Origin of the sequence: Faecalibacterium tardum (assembly GCF_040096515.1) — a bacterium.
Classification (GTDB): Bacteria; Bacillota; Clostridia; order Oscillospirales; family Ruminococcaceae; genus Faecalibacterium; species Faecalibacterium tardum.
The window spans coordinates 18,471-34,983 of record NZ_JBBMEO010000022.1; the positions used below are offsets into that span (position 1 = coordinate 18,471).

At 45.5% G+C, this 16,513-nt stretch carries 20 protein-coding genes; 10 read left to right on the top strand and 10 right to left on the bottom strand.

Translation table 11 applies throughout. The annotated features are described in order from the left end of the window. Positions 1-20: 20 nt before the first annotated feature. From WMO44_RS11205 to WMO44_RS11225, 5 genes are all read right to left on the bottom strand, one after another. On the bottom strand, positions 21-1,064 hold the full coding sequence (locus WMO44_RS11205; protein WP_005929825.1) for a HAMP domain-containing sensor histidine kinase: 1,044 nt from the start codon (positions 1,062-1,064) through the stop codon (positions 21-23). Further along, a complete protein-coding gene (locus WMO44_RS11210; protein WP_097778741.1) occupies positions 1,064-1,774 on the bottom strand; it encodes a response regulator transcription factor in 711 nt (236 codons plus the stop codon). The genes WMO44_RS11205 and WMO44_RS11210 overlap by 1 nt, the downstream gene beginning before the upstream one ends. Continuing rightward, the gene (locus tag WMO44_RS11215; protein WP_097778740.1) at positions 1,753-3,186 is read right to left on the bottom strand and encodes a phospholipase D family protein; all 1,434 of its coding nucleotides are present in this window, start codon (positions 3,184-3,186) and stop codon (positions 1,753-1,755) included. The genes WMO44_RS11210 and WMO44_RS11215 overlap by 22 nt, the downstream gene beginning before the upstream one ends. Positions 3,187-3,396: 210 nt before the next feature. Then, positions 3,397-4,956, bottom strand: a complete 1,560-nt coding sequence (cls, locus tag WMO44_RS11220) for a cardiolipin synthase (RefSeq protein ID WP_097778739.1) — start codon at positions 4,954-4,956, stop codon at positions 3,397-3,399. 382 nt (positions 4,957-5,338) lie between these two features. Continuing rightward, positions 5,339-5,542, bottom strand: coding sequence for a helix-turn-helix domain-containing protein (locus WMO44_RS11225; protein ID WP_223383275.1), 204 nt, complete (start codon positions 5,540-5,542; stop codon positions 5,339-5,341). Positions 5,543-5,711: 169 nt separating this feature from the next. Here WMO44_RS11225 and WMO44_RS11230 point away from each other — a divergent pair, with 169 nt between their 5' ends. Further along, entirely contained in the window at positions 5,712-6,002 is a 291-nt protein-coding gene (locus WMO44_RS11230; protein WP_349152641.1) for a hypothetical protein, read from the top strand. A 235-nt stretch (positions 6,003-6,237) separates the two neighbouring features. Here the strand turns inward: WMO44_RS11230 and WMO44_RS11235 are convergent, their stop codons facing one another. Next, positions 6,238-6,894 (bottom strand): HD domain-containing protein, encoded by a 657-nt coding sequence (locus WMO44_RS11235; RefSeq protein WP_015536750.1) that lies wholly within the window; start codon positions 6,892-6,894, stop codon positions 6,238-6,240. 176 nt (positions 6,895-7,070) lie between these two features. Here WMO44_RS11235 and ppk1 point away from each other — a divergent pair, with 176 nt between their 5' ends. From ppk1 to WMO44_RS11260, 5 genes are all read left to right on the top strand, one after another. Next, positions 7,071-9,179: a polyphosphate kinase 1 gene (ppk1, locus tag WMO44_RS11240; protein ID WP_112115031.1), complete on the top strand. Its 2,109-nt coding sequence runs from the start codon at positions 7,071-7,073 to the stop codon at positions 9,177-9,179. 105 nt (positions 9,180-9,284) lie between these two features. Then, positions 9,285-10,058, top strand: a complete 774-nt coding sequence (locus tag WMO44_RS11245) for a YwaF family protein (protein WP_223388101.1) — start codon at positions 9,285-9,287, stop codon at positions 10,056-10,058. 209 nt (positions 10,059-10,267) lie between these two features. Beyond that, positions 10,268-10,471 carry a hypothetical protein gene (locus tag WMO44_RS11250; protein WP_223388102.1) on the top strand — a complete coding sequence of 68 codons (204 nt, stop codon included), beginning with the start codon at positions 10,268-10,270 and terminating at the stop codon, positions 10,469-10,471. Positions 10,472-10,478: 7 nt separating this feature from the next. After that, on the top strand, positions 10,479-10,781 hold the full coding sequence (locus tag WMO44_RS11255) for an ABC transporter permease subunit (RefSeq protein WP_263287012.1): 303 nt from the start codon (positions 10,479-10,481) through the stop codon (positions 10,779-10,781). 1 nt (position 10,782) lies between these two features. After that, positions 10,783-11,865 carry an MBL fold metallo-hydrolase gene (locus WMO44_RS11260; protein WP_112115026.1) on the top strand — a complete coding sequence of 361 codons (1,083 nt, stop codon included), beginning with the start codon at positions 10,783-10,785 and terminating at the stop codon, positions 11,863-11,865. Here the strand turns inward: WMO44_RS11260 and WMO44_RS11265 are convergent. The 3 genes from WMO44_RS11265 to WMO44_RS11275 form a co-directional block, all read right to left on the bottom strand. Then, the gene (locus tag WMO44_RS11265) at positions 11,823-12,203 is read right to left on the bottom strand and encodes a hypothetical protein (protein WP_349152642.1); all 381 of its coding nucleotides are present in this window, start codon (positions 12,201-12,203) and stop codon (positions 11,823-11,825) included. The genes WMO44_RS11260 and WMO44_RS11265 overlap by 43 nt on opposite strands. Before the next feature lie 362 nt (positions 12,204-12,565). Continuing rightward, positions 12,566-12,769 carry a helix-turn-helix domain-containing protein gene (locus WMO44_RS11270; RefSeq protein WP_249253785.1) on the bottom strand — a complete coding sequence of 68 codons (204 nt, stop codon included), beginning with the start codon at positions 12,767-12,769 and terminating at the stop codon, positions 12,566-12,568. 19 nt (positions 12,770-12,788) lie between these two features. Next, positions 12,789-13,616, bottom strand: a complete 828-nt coding sequence (locus WMO44_RS11275) for an XRE family transcriptional regulator (protein ID WP_207686077.1) — start codon at positions 13,614-13,616, stop codon at positions 12,789-12,791. Between the two features lie 211 nt (positions 13,617-13,827). Between WMO44_RS11275 and WMO44_RS11280 the strand changes: the two genes are divergently transcribed. The 4 genes from WMO44_RS11280 to WMO44_RS11295 all read left to right on the top strand — a co-directional run bounded on the left by WMO44_RS11280 (position 13,828) and on the right by WMO44_RS11295 (position 15,871). Next, entirely contained in the window at positions 13,828-14,025 is a 198-nt protein-coding gene (locus tag WMO44_RS11280; RefSeq protein ID WP_349152643.1) for a hypothetical protein, read from the top strand. A 43-nt stretch (positions 14,026-14,068) separates the two neighbouring features. Beyond that, on the top strand, positions 14,069-14,350 hold the full coding sequence (locus WMO44_RS11285; protein WP_112145407.1) for a hypothetical protein: 282 nt from the start codon (positions 14,069-14,071) through the stop codon (positions 14,348-14,350). 254 nt (positions 14,351-14,604) lie between these two features. Further along, positions 14,605-15,057, top strand: a complete 453-nt coding sequence (locus WMO44_RS11290; RefSeq protein WP_349152644.1) for an ImmA/IrrE family metallo-endopeptidase — start codon at positions 14,605-14,607, stop codon at positions 15,055-15,057. Positions 15,058-15,583: 526 nt separating this feature from the next. After that, positions 15,584-15,871 carry a helix-turn-helix domain-containing protein gene (locus tag WMO44_RS11295; RefSeq protein ID WP_005928332.1) on the top strand — a complete coding sequence of 96 codons (288 nt, stop codon included), beginning with the start codon at positions 15,584-15,586 and terminating at the stop codon, positions 15,869-15,871. A 56-nt stretch (positions 15,872-15,927) separates the two neighbouring features. On the opposite strand, the gene WMO44_RS11300 is transcribed toward WMO44_RS11295, so the two are convergent. Beyond that, positions 15,928-16,089, bottom strand: coding sequence for a hypothetical protein (locus tag WMO44_RS11300; protein WP_005946444.1), 162 nt, complete (start codon positions 16,087-16,089; stop codon positions 15,928-15,930). Positions 16,090-16,513 lie beyond the last annotated feature (424 nt).

The window sequence follows — 16,513 nt, forward strand, 5'->3', positions numbered from 1 at the left end:
TATTCTAATTTATCTTAAAACTAGATAATCTCATCTTTCTGCTTTGGCAGCTCTATAACAAATCTGCATCCACCATATTCACGGTTTTCTGCTTTGATTGTTCCTCCGGCACTATCTACAATCCGTTTTACAAGTGCAAGACCTAGGCCATTTCCTTCTGCTTTATGAGATCCATCTACCTGATAGAACTTGTCAAATATTCTGGATTTTACATCATCCTCTATTCCTGGTCCTTCATCTTCCAGAATGAACTTAACAGAATCCTGTTCTTGTTTCAGAAACATCGTAATTGTCCCCTTTGAAGGGCTGAACTTAATCGCATTATCTAAAAGATTTATCCAGATATGCATAAAAAGTCCTTCATTCGCAGTATATTTAACTTCCTCCAATTCTACCTGAAAACCAATTTCTTTTTCTGTCCATTTTGTTTCCAATGAAAGAACTGCCTGGCGGATCTGTTCATCCAGACGATATTCTGTTTTTTTCATTGGTATATTCTGATTCTCTAACTTGGATAACAGCAAAATATTACCAACCAATCCGGAAAGTCTTTGGGTGTTAAATAAGATTTTTTCTACATATTCCTCTTGATCCGGAGACAGTTCTTCTCCCTGAAGCAGCATTGTATATCCTTCAATGGCATTAATCGGGGTCTTAAACTCATGAGAAACATCAGATACAAAATCCATCTGCAGCACCTCTGTTGCACGAAGTTCTTTTGTCATAACGTTAAAACTTTGATAAGATTCTCCAACTTCTGCTATACGGCTGTTCGTTTCCAAATGCTGTTCAAAATCTCCCCGAGAAACTTCCTTCATTGCTTTACTAAGTCTTGTAATTGGTTCCAGTAACTTTGCATTAATAAAGGAAGTGATCAGCCCTGCAATCAATGTATTGAAAATCAAAAGCCAGCCAAGCACAGGTATGCTGCCCGGCAGATTAAAAAAATGATTCAAAAAAGCAAATAATAACGCAGATATGACTGTTGAAAATACAAGTGCCAGCCAGATTGCACCAGTCAGACAGGATCGGATCCGCAATCCTTTTTCTTTCTTTTGTTCCATTATTTTTTCACCACCTTGTATCCAATTCCACGCATTGTTACGATTTCAAAATTAGGGTTATCTTTCAAACGCTCCCTGATTCTTCCTATATGTACCTCTATCGTATGTGGGTCTGCCTCCGTCTCGTATCCCCATACTTCATCCATCAACTGTTGTTTTGTAAATATTCTGCCTGGCGAAGCTGCAAGCTTATATAAAAGCAGGAATTCTTTTTTAGGCAAAACAAGACTTTCCTTATCAGTTGTAACCGTCATTGCATCATAATCAAACTCTGTTGAACCGATCACAATTTTGTGTTCATTCAGTATCTGTGCACGGCGAAGCAGTGCTCCGACTCTTAAAACCATTTCATTCACATTTACCGGTTTTACCATATAATCGTCACTTCCCGAAAGAAATCCCTGGCGCATATCATCAAAGGAACCTTTCGCAGTGATCATAAGTACAGGTATCTGATATCCTGCTGAACGGAGTTCCGACACCAGTTCATAACCATCCATAACCGGCATCATAATATCAGAAATGATCAGATCAATATATTCCTTAACCAATACTTCTAATGCCTGTGCTCCATCCGATGCACTTTTGACTTGATATCCATTCTTCTCAAGCACTTTTTGGAATAGCTGGCTTAATTCTTTATCATCTTCTACAATCAATATTTGAAACACGTTTTCCTTCCTCCTTATTAAAACAGATACCTTGCCCATCCAAGCAGATGCTGTACCAAAAATATTTTTCTCTGACGTTTCTTTGTTAATTCGATTGGCTCTACATGATATGGATCACGATAGGTTCCATCTTCCAATACCTGGCGGGACACTCTTTCATAGTCCATCATGCCCTCTTCCAACTGTTTATTAATATCTTTACTGCGAATTACAAGCATCAGTTCCGTATCCAGATATGCACTTCTCATGTCCATATTAAAGGAACCGATTACAGACAGATCATCGTCAATCAGAATACTTTTTCCGTGGTATGAATAACCGCCTTCATATTCCCAGATATTAATTCCTGTACTTAAGATTCTATTTCTGTTTTTCGCATAATCGGCAGCCCCAAATGGATTCCCATTATTCGCAACTGAATTTGTCATGATAGAAAAATCTGAAACGTTCTCTGCAATCTCCTCCCATGTATTATACATCATATCATTACAGATAATATATGGCGTGTGGATCTTCACACGATTTTTTGCATTTTTCATCAATTCTCCCAACTGATACCACACTACTGGTTCTTTGGAACCTGTGTGAATAGGATTTGACACTAATGCAATCTTTTCTGTCTCAAAAGTTTCGTCCGTGTAATCGGTATCGCAGATTCTTTCCTTATTCTCTTCAAAATATTTCTGATAGCCGTTCTGCAGCTCTAAAACTGCGTTCTTTACAGATTTTCTATTTGCCAGTTTTTTATTGTCATGAAAATAATCACTGTCTTCTTGTTCCCATATCGTTTCAAAATACTCTAACAACTGGTTAACTGAATTTTCTTTTTCAGGTTCATCGCAAACCACTAACACGTCTCTGTCATAGTTTTTATGTCCCGGAAAATCACCCAGGAAATAATTGTATGTATTTCTTCCCCCAAGAATATATCTCTTTCCATCTGCAATCAAATATTTATCATGCATTCTACCCATTATTTTCCACGGTTTCAACGGATTGGCCTTATTATACAGTTTAATTTCAACATTCTCATGGGAAGATAATCCATAGAAATACGGATTTCCTTCCATATCAATCCAGCTCTCCATTCCATCTACTAACAGACGAATATGTACACCTCTGTCTGCCGCATCATGCAGTGCTCCTAAGATCAATTTTCCACTTTCATCGGATTGAAATGCAAAAGTAGAAAGAATAATTTCCTTTTTTGCATTCTTGATCAAACGCACTCTTTGTAAAAGCGCTTCTGGATTCTTTTCTATGATTACTGCCCGTTCTGTATTTTCACTGCATTCGTTCCATGACCCATTTTTTGTTTCTTTTTTGGTTGTATTGGACACTTCCGGCTGCTTTTTATATGCAACGCAGATTCCGAGCAATTCATAAAAAGCCACACATAAAAAAATTGCCAGTATAACAAGAAGGATTTTACATATTTTATGCTTTTTCATTGTACATCACTTGATTCCTTTTTATTTCTTATTCTTATTCATTAGCAATACAATACAATAGAAAACTCAATTTAACCTCAACAAGGTTTGTTTTTTCATCCATGCAAAATCTTCTTTGTACAACAGACTGTTAGATATAGCAAAAACGGCCTTTCAAAAACAGTTAACTTCTAAATCAACTGTTTTTTGAAAGGTCGTATCATCAGATTCTTATAGCAATCCAGCAAATAATCTCATAAATAATTGTCCCAGTCGCAAATATGCACTTCGTCCGGTTTGATATTGGTCTGTCACATCACGACATTCTCCCATCGTTCTTATCAGATCATTTTTTATTTCCACAACTGCCTGACAATCTGCCATAAAACAGCCGTTTTCAAAATGGTGATATAAACTTCGATAATCCAAATTAATTGTTCCACAAGTTGCCATACAGTCATCTGCCACACTCATTTTTGCATGACAGAAACCAGGAGTCCACTCATAAACACGAACACCATGTTTAACTAATCCATGATAAAAAGAACGAGTTACACTATAAATGAATTTTTTATCAGGGATACCAGGTGTGATAATTCTTACGTCTACCCCTCGCTTAGCAGCCAGACATAACGCATGCGTCATTTCATCTGTTATGATTAGATATGGAGTCATAAACCAACAATATTTTTCAGCTTTATTTATCATACTGATATAAACTTCTTCTCCGACCTGCTCATTATCCATAGGACTGTCTGCATAAGGCTGAACAAAACCTGTTTGCTGTGCTTTATAATCGTAATGAATAATGTATTTACTAAAATCAGTATCATTCGTAGCTTTTTCACTAACAGCATTCCACATTTCTAAAAATGTCACTGTAAGCGACTGAACAGCATCTCCTTCTAAACGAATACCTGTATCTTTCCACTGTCCATACGGGTGTGTGTAATTAAAATATTCGTTTGCTAGATTATATCCACCTGTAAATCCGACTTTTCCATCAATAACTGTTATTTTTCTATGATCACGATTGTTCAAAAACAGATTTAAACCTGGCATAAACGGATTGAATACACGGCAATGAATTCCTATTGTCTCCATTTTTTTCACAAAATCTGTGTTAATAAAGCCTATAGAACCCATATCATCATAGAATACTCTAACTTCCACACCTGCTTTTACTCGCTCTTCCAGAACATCTTGAATCTTATGCCATGCTTCAGCGTCTTCTATCGCATGATATTCCATAAAGATAAACTTTTGTGCTTTCTCCAAATCCTTAAGCTGTGCCTCTAATCCTTTCACTGCTTCATCAAAATACACAATATCCGTATTCTGATAGATTGGATACTGCGAATTTCTTTGTATGTAACTTGCTATATTTCCTGCTTTCGGAATTGTTTCTTTTATTCTGCTCAAACACTCCTGACTGTCCGGAAGCATTGGTAACAATTTGCTATCAATTTCTGCATACCGCTCACGCATTTTATGTGTGCCACCATTCAAACCAATCAACAAATACAGGCCTACACCCATAATTGGGAAAATTAGAATTAAGATGACCCAAGGCATTTTCATAGAGGATGTCTTATTTGATGCGTACAATCCCAAAACCAAGATCCCACTCAAAATCCTTGTAAATAAATTTATGACTTCTGCATATTCATTCAAGCGTGTTACGATAGTAATAATAAAAAACACTTCCAGAAGAATGCAGATTATGGAAAAACACAGCCGTTTTACCCCATTTTTTGTTTTTGCTTTGCCCTCTAAAGTATCTTGTTTCATATATATTCCGCCTTCCTACTTGCTCAGTTTTCTCCCTAAATTTCGTGGAACATACCAATTTTGTCTTTTATTCTCTGCATTTCATTACACCGGACTGGATAAGTTTGGTGCGGATGTCCTCATACAGTGAAATAATTTGATACTTACAAGTATATTCCAAATAGTCAGAATTGCAATAGGTAACCTGAGCTGTTTTCAACTGACAATGCAAATCTTATTCGGTATGCCCGAAGATCGTCGCAAATGTATTCCTTCAATGGTAACAATCATGGAGATTAGCGTTTATCTGGAGATTGCCAAAGGATAAATAGAAGCAGTATTAAAGCCGTTCACCACGCAGATTTTCCAGCGTGGCGAACGGCTTTTTTTGCTGCCCCTATATTTACAGGTAGGAGGAATCGAAGAAGTCTTTTAATGTAATTCCTAAACCCTGACAAATTCTTTCAATCGTCTCTACGCTTAACTGCCCTCCCCGACGGGCGGTGGTTTGAATCGTGGAGTACGATATTCCGCATTTCTTTGCCAATACACATAGATTCATATCACGCACTTGCATCAAATCCTGAACACGCTTGATCGTATCCACGAAAACTCCTCCCATCTTTTTAGTTCAAAACTTTTCCAACAACCTCGAATCTTTGCTCTGGAGATATAAGGATCGGCGAATATTTGGTGTTAAGAGAAACCAAAACCGGTTGGTTATGCACCACGCCATAGCTGTCGGTAAGGAACTCTGCTTGGGATTTGTCTGGGGTATGTTCATCGTATTTTTTCAGATATCCACAGTCATCATATACGAATATACCGATATCCCCGCATTCAAGTTCTTCGCAGCGCTTCACCCATACAATCTGTCCGTTATGATAAGAGTGGAGCCTTTTGCAAGGCCCCGCTCTTATTGCTGCCGTTATGATGAGCAACTTGCCGCAGAAAAGCAGCGCACCGAGCGGGTGACCAAGCGCATTTTGACCAAGGAAGAAATGCCATCATCCGTTCCTTTATCGACTATGCCGGCAATACGATCACAAAAAAACTGGAAACGCTGATGGCGGGTGGTTGCATCGTTGAGCGTGTGGATGAAAACCTGACCTATGATTATCTGCACGCCTCGGAAGATAACCTCTGGAGTACGCTGTATCTGACAGGGTATGGTCACGCATGCCGCCATAGCAGTCATATTGAAAGACACCCCGCCTGAAAGTGAAGGCTTTACTTTCAGGCGGGACTTTTTGTTTTTTATTATAAAGGCTAGTTCCTGTTCTTTGCGGAGATGGCCACACATTAAAGAACTTTGGCCCCATTGGCCGTCAACTTGAAGGTTGCTCCCAGCATATCGGCAGCCCCGCGGCACATCAGCATCCGCTGCAGGAAAATCTCAAAATATTCGTACATGCTGCAAATATCGGTGTCGATTTGCAGATTCAGCGAGATGACTTTTTTCTCGGTGTTGATCTTCAGGGTCTGGTCTGTGACCGCATAGTTGACCCGGTCATGGATGTCGAAGGATGCTTTGGGCTTTTCCCGCACACGGCTGCGGCGCACATCAGTCTTGTCGCCGATGATGAGTGCTGCCGAGATGGGATCCACGGCCCCGCCGGTGGATTCATCGTGGTTGGAAATGGCGGACACGATGGTGATGCGGTCCGGGACGCTCAGGTCATATTGCTTCAGAATCTCGTTGGCCAGTAGCCCGCCGTATTCGGCGTGACGGCTGCGGTTGATGGCGTTTCCGATGTCGTGCATATAGCCTGCGATCCGGGCAAGCTCGATGTCGTGCTCCGGATAGCCGAATTTTTTCAGGATGTGGGCGGCGGTCTCTGCCACCCGGACACAATGGGCTTGTGAGTGCTCGGTGTAGCCCAGCAGGCCTAGATTCTGGTTGCCTTTTTTCAGCAGTTCGTTGACTTCCTCATTGTGTTTGATGTCTTTATACGTCATGGTTCTCTGCCCCCGATTCATATATTAAAAGAAAGTATCTACTATTGTAAGATGATTTCGAGGCGGTTGCAATCAAATTGCGGTAAAATCTGTGTGCAGAAGCGATTTTACATATTCCAGACACATTCCTGATTTCTGATTTTACATTTGCACGGTACAATAAAAACGTTTGTATCATGCAATCCGAAGCATTCCGGTCAGAGAAAAGGAAGAGGAATATGGAAAACACCTATCATTGCTATGCAAACCGTGAGCTTTCGTGGCTGCGGTTCAACGAACGCGTTCTGGAGGAGGCAGAGGATTCCCGTCTGCCGTTGTGTGAACGGCTGAGTTTTTTGTCGATTTTCCAGAGCAATCTGGATGAATTTTTCATGGTGCGCATCGGCAGCTTGCAAGACCAGATGCTGCTGGACAAAAACGCACGGGAAAATAAGACGAATATGACCAGCGGCGAACAGATCGATGCAGCGCTGGCTTTTATCCACAAGCTGACAGCCCGCCGGGACGCTGCTTATAATGGTCTGCTGGAACAGCTTGCAGAGCAGGGGATCCGTCTGCTGGACTTTGCCCATATGGAGGAAGAAAGCCGTACCGAACTGGAAAAGCTGTTCCGGCAGGACTACCTGCCGCTGCTGTCTAGTTTCATCATCAGCAAAAAGCAGGCATTTCCGTTCCTGAAAAACAAGGGCATCTATGCGGTTGCGGTGCTGAGCACCAAGGCAGAAAAGAAGAAGATCGGCATTGTGCCCTGCGGCAATGAGATCTTCCCCCGGCTGGTGCCGGTGCCGGGCCGTACTGGCTGCTTTATCCTGTCGGAAGAACTGATCCTGCACTTCCTGCCACTGCTCTACAAGGGCTATAAGGTCACCAGCAAAACGCTGGCCCGCATCACCCGCAATGCGGATATTGACGCCGACCTGATCTATGACGAAGACCTGAACTACCGGGATCACATGGCCGAAGTGGTCAAGAAGCGCAAAAAGCTGGCACCTGTCCGTCTGGAACTGAGCCGTGAGATCGACGAAGAAATTATCCAGTCCCTGTGCAAAAACCTGAAACTGGACCCCAAGCGGGTGTTTGAATACGATTCTCCGCTGGATCACTCTTTCCTGTTCCAGATCGAGGATCAGCTGCGCAGCCACACCGACCTGTTCTTTGCGCCCCGCCACCCGCAGCCCAGCCCTGCACTGGACGAGCGCAAGCCCATCATTCCGCAGATCCTGGAAGAGGACAAGTTGATTCACTATCCGTATGAGAGCATCCGTCCCTTCCTGCAGCTGCTGCACGAGGCCGCCTGCGACCCGGACGTGGTCTCCATCAAGATGACTCTTTATCGTCTGGCCAACCACAGCAAGGTGGTGGATGCACTGGTGGAAGCCGCCGAAAACGGCAAGCAGGTGGATGTTCTGGTGGAGCTGAAAGCCCGCTTTGATGAGGAAAACAACATCGAGTGGTCCCGCCTGCTGGAACGTGCCGGCTGTCATGTGGTGTATGGCATTGAAGGGCTGAAAGTCCACTCCAAGCTCTGCCTGATCACCCGCAAAACGAAGGAGGGTATTTCCTTCATCACCCAGATCGGCACCGGCAACTACAACGAAAAGACCAGCCGCCTGTACACCGACCTTTCTTTCCTGACCGCATCCAAGGAAATCGGTCTGGAAGCCACCGAAGTGTTCCGCGCACTGGATCAGGGCGAAACGGTGGATTCGGTCAAGAACCTGCTGGTGGCGCCTCATTGCTTACAGAACCGTCTGCTGAATCGGATAGACGGTGAGATCAAAGCTGCCGCCCGCGGCGAGGGCGGCTACATCGGCATCAAGATCAACAGCCTGACCGACAAAGTGCTCATCAACAAGCTCATCGAGGCAAGTCAGGCGGGCGTCTACATCGATATGGTGGTGCGCGGCATCTGCTGCCTGCGTGCCGGTGTCCCGGATGAGACCGAGAATATCCATATCATCAGCATCGTGGGCCGCTATCTGGAGCATTCCCGCATCTACATTTTCGGACAGGGAGAGCGTGCCCGGTACTACATCGGCTCGGCAGACTGGATGACCCGCTCTACGCTCCGCCGCGTGGAAATCGCGGCTCCGGTCACGGCTCCGGCTCTGAAGGCACGTTTGCAGCACATCTTTGACACGATGCTGGCCGACAACTGCAACGCCCGCGTGCAGCAGCCGGACGGCAGCTATGTCCGCCGGATGCCCGGTGCCGATGCCGTGGATTGTCAGGCACAGTTCTACGAGGAAGCCTATCAGGCCAACGTGCACTCCAGTCTGAAGTGAGATGCACTCGGATTTCACACAGATTTGACCGCAGCACGGTTTCTTCGACTGGATTTCGATGATACAATTTTATTGTAGAATGAAATCGCAGAAAGGGAGAATCCTATGGAAGATTTCTGGAAATCCGTGCAGACGATACAGGCAGAACGCGGGGCGGATTACCGCGCCTTCTCTTTGTTCAGTGCAACGCATTGGGCAGAATTGCTGGGAGCAGCGGCGGTCATTTTTCTCTGTGCGGTGATCTACTACCGCTGCAGGGAAGTGACCCGGCATCAGATCCTTCGCGCTGTGTTTGTCCTGATGCTGGCCGATGAGTTTATGAAGCAGACCGTCCTGCTGTACACCGGTCAATGGAACGTGACCTATCTGCCTCTCCACCTGTGCAGCATCAACATCTTTGTCTGCTGGTACGATGCCATACACCAGAGCCGTTGGAGCAAGGAAATCCTTTATGCGCTCTGTATTCCGGGAGCAGTAGTCGCAATGTTGAGCCCCTCATGGCAGCGGCTCCCGGTCTGGAACCTGCTGCATCTGCATTCCTATAGCATTCACGTTCTGCTGATCCTCTATCCGGTCCTTCTGCTTGCTGGCGGATTTCGCCCGCAGGTGCATCATATCCGCTGGGTACTGGCGTTTCTGTGTGCAATCGCAACGCCGATCTTTTTCCTGAATCGGCTGCTGAAAACAAACTTTTTCTTTCTCAATGATCCGCAGGGCAATGCGATTACTGCCTTTTTCGCCCACTGCTTTGGAGAACGTTTTTATCTACTGGGCTTTCTGCCGGTTCTTGCTGCAGTCCTGTTGCTTCTTTATCTGCCATGGTACAGGGCAGAGCGGCATCAACGTATGCTCTGTGCAAGAGATCAGGTTATAGCTTGAATGGCTCTGTGCATCAATTGAGTATCTTTCTTTTCTTCTTTCGTCCCGTCAAAGTCTGCTGCTTTGACGGGAATTTTTTATATCTGATTTTACAAAGGGTTTACACCGGAATGGTGGCTGTCACAGGACGGACGTGCTATGATAGAATTCGAATTTTTGAAGTGAAACGATATTTTTTGATTGACATAACAGAATCAAGAGGACAGATCATGCAGAAAAACTATGTGCAGGAAATTTTGAACATCATTCATGGCAATATACCTCAGGCTGAACTGGCCGAAAAACTGTCGGATTACCATGAAAAAGATCTGGCGGATGCTTTGGAAGCGCTCATGCCTGCAGAACGCAAGTCGCTTTATCCCATTTTGGGAGTAGACGAAGTGGCTGAGATCTTCGCCTACCCAAATCAGTGACAGCCTGATGGCGGCAGGACAGGTGTTCGGCGGAAGCCCGGTTTACATCCTGCGGCGTATCACCCTGCCGCTGATCCGGCAGGGCATCGCCACCGGCTGGATGATGACCTTCATCATCGCTTTCCGGGAACTGGTAACGGCAAGTCTGATCGCTCCGCCCAACACACTGGTGGTCTCCACCTTTATCGTGCGGGAATTTGAGCAGGGCAGCGTTTCGGTTGGCATGGCGATGGCGGTGCTGTGTGTGTTGTTTTCGACCACGGCACTGCTGATCTTGAACACGGTGATCGATCATCGGAAGGTGCATTGAGATGGAACTTTTTATTGCCGGGGGCTGCGGCGAACATGGCCGCAACTGCTTTTATGTGGAACAGAATAGTGCTGCTTTTCTGGTGGATTGCGGTCTGCTGGCTGGCGCAGAGGACGACCTGCCCCGGCTGAATGCAGAGCAGATTCAAAAACTGCGGGCTGTCTTTCTGACCCACAGCCACGCAGACCACACCGGGGCGCTGCCGTGGCTGGCGCAGCAGGGGTATCAGGGGCCGGTCTATGCTACGCTGCCTACTCTGACCCAACTGCCCTTTTCCTTGAATCATATCCAAACGCTGGAAAGTCTCTGCCCTTGCAAAGGCTCCGGCTCTGTGCCGGAACTGCCCGGCCTGCAGGTCACATGGGGGCGTTCCGGGCACTGCGCAGGCAGCGTCTGGCTGCGATTTGAATGGAACGGAAAGAGCATTCTCTTTTCTGGCGACTATGCAGAGCACAGCCCGCTCTACCCCTGTGACCCGCTGCGGAGCCAGACGGCAGATCTGGCCGTTCTGGATGCGGCTTACGGCAGCACGGACGCAGACTGGAACACTTGCGTCAAAAAACTCTGTGTGGAGACCGTGCAGTGCCTGAAACAGACACAGCTCCTGTTCTTCCCGGTGCCGAAATATGGCCGAGGGCCGGAGATCCTTCTGTTGCTGAAACGCTTTGCACCGAATCTGAAATTTTACGGCGATGCGCATTTCCTTCGTCAGCTACAGCAGATCCAGCTGGGTGGACCGTGGCTGTTGCCTGTGCCGCCGCATTTTGCGGACTGGGTGCAGCCGGATGCTTTCCTCAGCCGGGAAAAAAGCGTTGTCTTTCTCAGCGGACCGCAGCTGGCAGGAAAAGCCGGGCAGCGCGCCCGCGAAATGGTGGCGCACGGAGCACACGGCATCATGACAGGCACCCCGGATGCGGGCAGCCTGAGCGCAGAAATGCTGAAAAACGGGCAGATGCTCTTCCTGCGGTATCCGGTGCATCTGGATGCAATGCAGTGCCGGGAGCTTGCGGAAAAGAATCAATTTGGCCGGGTAATCCCATATCACAGCCCGGAGATTGATTGCCCGTGTTTCTTTTTGCTATAATTGTTGCTATGATCGTACTGGCCGATTTGCTCCATCTTGTTTATTAAAAACAAAAAAACAGGGTGCGCCCACCCGGACGTACCCTGCCAAAAGCCACAGACAAGAATGATATGTACAGCAGGGAGTTCCCCAGCGGGAACTTCCTGCTTCTCTTTTCCAGCAAGATGAACCTGTTCCGCCTGCCATGCAGCAAACTCACGCTGGCCTTCCTCGCTGTTCCAGCAGACAAGGATGGCTGGGTAGAATGCCCGTGCCAAACGATCGATGACTTCATCAGGGTAAATGAGGCACGCTTCGATGGCAGTGTATAAATCGTCAAATGCGGACAGGCTATCCATGATTTTAGCACTCCCGAACTTCGTACTTTTTATGCGACGAGAAGGCTTATGTTTTTTGCGTAGTACAGTATAATAAGCAAAAGTTTATTGTGTGAAAGTGAGGAGCGGCGGCGGATAATATTCTGAATACTATAACCGCCCACCGTAAAGAACGCAACTGGTCACTTTATGATTTAGCAACTCATACAGAGATGAAATCGACCACTATTTCCACACGGTATAATGACAATACGATCCCGTATATTCCTTCAATAGTAATGAGCATGGAGAATAGCGTTTATCTGGAGGTTGCCAAAGGATAAATAGAAGCAGTATTAAAGCCGCTCACCGTGCAGGTTTCCAGCATGGTGAGCGGCTTTTTACTACAAATATGAGGAATCAAAGAAGTCTTTTAGTGTAATTTCCAAACCCAGACAGATTCTTTCAATCGTCTCTACGCTTAACTGGCCTCCCCGACGAGCAGTGGTTTGGATCGTGGAATACGATATTCCGCATTTCTTTGCCAACACACACAGATTCATATCACGCGCTTGCATCAAATCCTGAACACGCTTGATCGTATCCACGAAAATCCCTCCCATCTTTTTAGTTCAAAACTTTTCCAACAACCTCGAATCTTTGCTCTGGAGATATAAGGATCGGTGAATATTTGGTGTTAAGAGAAACCAAAACCGGTTGGTTATGCACCACGCCATAGCTGTCGGTAAAGAACTCTGCTTGAGACTTATCTGGGGTATGTTCATCGTATTTTTTCAGATATCCACAGTCATCATATACGAATATCCCGATATCCCCGCATTCAAGTTCTTCGCAGCGCTTCACCCATACGATTTGTCCGTCATGATAACGCGGCTCCATACTATCGCCACTAACGTATATCCCAAACTCAGTCCCTGCCGGAACGCTACTGGCAGGCACCTGTATCTGTTGAAACATTTCACCTTCAAGAAAAGCTCCTAGACCTGCCGATACTGGCAACTCTGATACTGGCATCGTTATGCAGTCGATTTTCGCAGGCTCTTCTGTGCCTGGCTGGTAGCGCCGAGATGCAATCAAGTCCATTTCGTACTCGGCGACTTTTTTTTGCCCGATGGCATTTAGAAGGGCGGGTTTCTGAAAGGTCTTTGTAAAGTAGGAAGGTCCTTCCTTGATGTTCAATGCGTGGCAGATTGCAACCAGTTGGTAGATGCTGGGAGTGGTGTATCCTTTTTCCCATTTACTGATTCCCTTGTCACTGACATCGACGCCATAGTGGCGGAGAAGTTCGGAGAAAGTTACAAGTGAATAGCCATTCCTTTTTCGTACAGCTGCGAGAATCAGACCAACCTCATTACTATCCCTTGCGGCGACTGCATCATAGCGCACTGTGGATGGGGCTATGTGCATTTTGGTGAGCGCAGTTTTCTTTTTCATAGCAAGAACACTCCTTTGTGATCCGGTAGCTCTATTATAGTATAGAAAACATAAGAAATCAACAAGAAATCTCCAAAATAGCGACAAATGCGTAATTGACATCTCCATAAAGTAGGTATATAATCGAATCAAATCCACGAATAACAGCTTTTTGGTGTTAACACTGCGTCGAAAATGTGCTTGTTTGGTGTTTTCTCTGAGAGGTGATATTATGAAAAAAGAAAATGTAAGATGCCCAATGTGCGGAACCATGAATTATGATGTGGATCTTGATGAAACCGGTGGCTGGACAAAATGCCGTCTGTGCAAAGCAGTAACCTGCTCTATGGATGAGTGGAAAAAGCATACAGTGTCCGTTCCTCTGTTAAACGAAAAACAGTTCGTGGCACGCAGTATGACTCGCAAGTAATGCACGCTGCATTCTGATAAATCTGCAAAAAGGAGGATTTCTGATGTGTGGTGATTACAACCTTCGCCGTGAGAAAAGATACGTCGAAGTGGATGTTCGTTTTACTCCTGACGGTAAGATCCGTCCTCTTGCCATAAACTATGACAAGACTCGCACTTATGGAATTGACCGTGTTTTGGCAGTCAGGCATGGCACATCGCGCCTTGGCGGAAAAGGTCACTGCTTCACCTGCCTGATCTGCGGGCAGAAGCGAAATCTTTGGCTTGAGCAGGGCAAGTGGTTCGTGGAAGTCTACTGCTCTGTGCCGGAAAGCCGTGCTTCGTAATGGCAAGGTACTTATCGCGTGCAGAACTTTCGTGCATAGCAGGCAAATATATTGAAATGTACTATGCACTCTTCGGAATAAGCAAAAATGACCCCGCTCCTATTAACCCAGAGCAGTTTGCAAATTCTGTTCTTGGACTGAACCTGTAGATGTTGCCGCTGTGTAGCGATGGTCACATCCTTGGATTAACGGTTTTCCAGAGATGTAGCTTCACCGCAACCCTTGAGGATGGAACAAAGCTTGTTGAAGTATTTATGCCGAGGGATATCGTAATCGATTCTGCTCTTGCGGCAGACAGATGCACTGGATGCCGGAATTTCACAATAGCGCATGAAGCAGCACATCAGATTTTGGCTGATCTGTTTCCGAACGACTACGGAAAAGCAGTCAAGTGCCGTGGGCACATTGCCTATCGGGAGAGAAACGGAAAGCCCTCGTGGGAAGAATGGCAGGCGGATACCCTTGCAGCAGAGCTGCTGATGCCAACATTTCTGATCAATGCCGAAATAGAACGTGTAGCGTTGACTCTGCCAAATGGGATTCTGTACAAATCAGTGTCTGACCCTAACTATGAAAAAATTCTGGAGATGGCTCGACGGATTGGGGTTTCTTGGTCTGCAATCAGGATCAGACTGCAGCAGATGCAGGTTATAAAAGGCAAACCCATCCACTGCCATCCATTGGACATCATGCGATTTGGAGAATGAATATGATTCAGTTAAAGAACCGTCCCTTTGCCGGTAAAGCACCGACTACTACACAGCAGGCAGAATTTAGCATAGGCTGGAGATTTTGCCCTGTTTGTGGAAATAAGTTATACCAAAAAATCGAGGGGTGTTCAGGTATACTACAAGTGAAGTGCAATAGATGCAAAGAAACCCTGAGACTTGATCTGGCATTTAGATGCCGGTGATTTTCCAGTCATTTTAACAAATACGGGTGCATTGCACCCTGAATATGGACTGTTCGCTCCGAGCAACGGGCCATTGCCGCAAGGCAATGTATGAAACGTGCTCCAAATAGCCGGGCAACAGCTGATTGAGAGATTTTCATTGAAGATCCCTCAGTTGGTTGTTGTCCGGCTATTTTTTTAGCCTTCAGGAAGCCTGCTCCCGTAAAAAGGAGCAGGCTTTATGTTTGTCCGTTTTTCGTGGATGCCCCAAGCGGCTAGATATCCGTAGCAACTCCGAGTTTTCGACTTCTCACGCTTTATCGAAAATTTGGAGGTCACACATGAGCTTTGATCCGAATGCTATTGGTAACCGTATTTTTACTTTGCGTACAAATGCGAAGTTATCGCAGGAAAAACTTGCTGAAAAACTTGGTGTTTCCCATCGACACCTCGGCGATCTTGAAAGGGGAAGCTCCAATGGCTCTGTAAAAATCCTGATCGATATTGCAGAATACTTCCATGTCAGTATGGATTATCTTCTTTTGGGTCGAGATCCTTCTAGGGATCAGTTTCAAAATGAACTGCAAGCCGCTATAGATCATCTTGAAAAAATCAAAGGTCTTTTATAATCACTTCAACAAGAAACGCTCCTGCCAGTTTTACACCGGCAAGAGCGTTTCTTGTGTTATTCAAAAATATCGGCAAGGGTAAGCAGCTGTACTTCTCCGCGTTCCTGTGCCTGAAGTAGTCCGTCCGTAAATCCGCCTTTCGAGAAAATGTAGTAGTGGTAGTTTGTTCCTTTCCCAAAGACTGCTGCATACTCCCGAATCAGTTCCAGTTCGTCCAAACCGATTTTTTCATTACGGTATTCTCATATCGTTTATTTAACTTCCGAAGTTCCTCATCGCGGCAGTAAAATCGGCTCATTTTGTTCCCTCCCCAAAGTGTATTTATCGAATTTATATACTCGTAAGTTAGTTTCTTACGAGTATAATACTTCATTTCTTACATAAAGTCAGGAAATATATTTTTGACGGCTCATCGAGAAACTGGAACGATACTTCCTATTTTCCTCAAAAATTGTGAACTCTGAGTTCCTGTTCATTTCGTTCCGCATCGGTTACAATACAGCCATAGCTTCGGCAAGCGTTCAAAGCAGCCCTCAAGCTATCCCGCCCCTTGAAAATTGAACACGCATTCTTCAGTCACGTTCCTGTGATGATGAGCCACGTCCGTAACAAATGCGATGATCTCCCACTGAGGGAATGAGC

Coding starts and splice junctions, on each gene's coding strand:
- WMO44_RS11210 (WP_097778741.1), bottom strand. CDS start 1,774: ATGGGCAAGGTATCTGTTTTAATAAGGAGGAAGGAAAACGTGTTTCAA.
- WMO44_RS11205 (WP_005929825.1), bottom strand. CDS start 1,064: ATGGAACAAAAGAAAGAAAAAGGATTGCGGATCCGATCCTGTCTGACT.
- cls (WP_097778739.1), bottom strand. CDS start 4,956: ATGAAACAAGATACTTTAGAGGGCAAAGCAAAAACAAAAAATGGGGTA.
- WMO44_RS11215 (WP_097778740.1), bottom strand. CDS start 3,186: ATGAAAAAGCATAAAATATGTAAAATCCTTCTTGTTATACTGGCAATT.
- WMO44_RS11295 (WP_005928332.1), top strand. CDS start 15,584: ATGAGCTTTGATCCGAATGCTATTGGTAACCGTATTTTTACTTTGCGT.
- WMO44_RS11280 (WP_349152643.1), top strand. CDS start 13,828: ATGAAAAAAGAAAATGTAAGATGCCCAATGTGCGGAACCATGAATTAT.
- WMO44_RS11250 (WP_223388102.1), top strand. CDS start 10,268: ATGCAGAAAAACTATGTGCAGGAAATTTTGAACATCATTCATGGCAAT.
- WMO44_RS11260 (WP_112115026.1), top strand. CDS start 10,783: ATGGAACTTTTTATTGCCGGGGGCTGCGGCGAACATGGCCGCAACTGC.
- ppk1 (WP_112115031.1), top strand. CDS start 7,071: ATGCAATCCGAAGCATTCCGGTCAGAGAAAAGGAAGAGGAATATGGAA.
- WMO44_RS11245 (WP_223388101.1), top strand. CDS start 9,285: ATGGAAGATTTCTGGAAATCCGTGCAGACGATACAGGCAGAACGCGGG.
- WMO44_RS11235 (WP_015536750.1), bottom strand. CDS start 6,894: ATGACGTATAAAGACATCAAACACAATGAGGAAGTCAACGAACTGCTG.
- WMO44_RS11265 (WP_349152642.1), bottom strand. CDS start 12,203: ATGGATAGCCTGTCCGCATTTGACGATTTATACACTGCCATCGAAGCG.
- WMO44_RS11285 (WP_112145407.1), top strand. CDS start 14,069: ATGTGTGGTGATTACAACCTTCGCCGTGAGAAAAGATACGTCGAAGTG.
- WMO44_RS11230 (WP_349152641.1), top strand. CDS start 5,712: ATGTTCATCGTATTTTTTCAGATATCCACAGTCATCATATACGAATAT.
- WMO44_RS11275 (WP_207686077.1), bottom strand. CDS start 13,616: ATGAAAAAGAAAACTGCGCTCACCAAAATGCACATAGCCCCATCCACA.
- WMO44_RS11255 (WP_263287012.1), top strand. CDS start 10,479: ATGGCGGCAGGACAGGTGTTCGGCGGAAGCCCGGTTTACATCCTGCGG.
- WMO44_RS11290 (WP_349152644.1), top strand. CDS start 14,605: ATGCCGAGGGATATCGTAATCGATTCTGCTCTTGCGGCAGACAGATGC.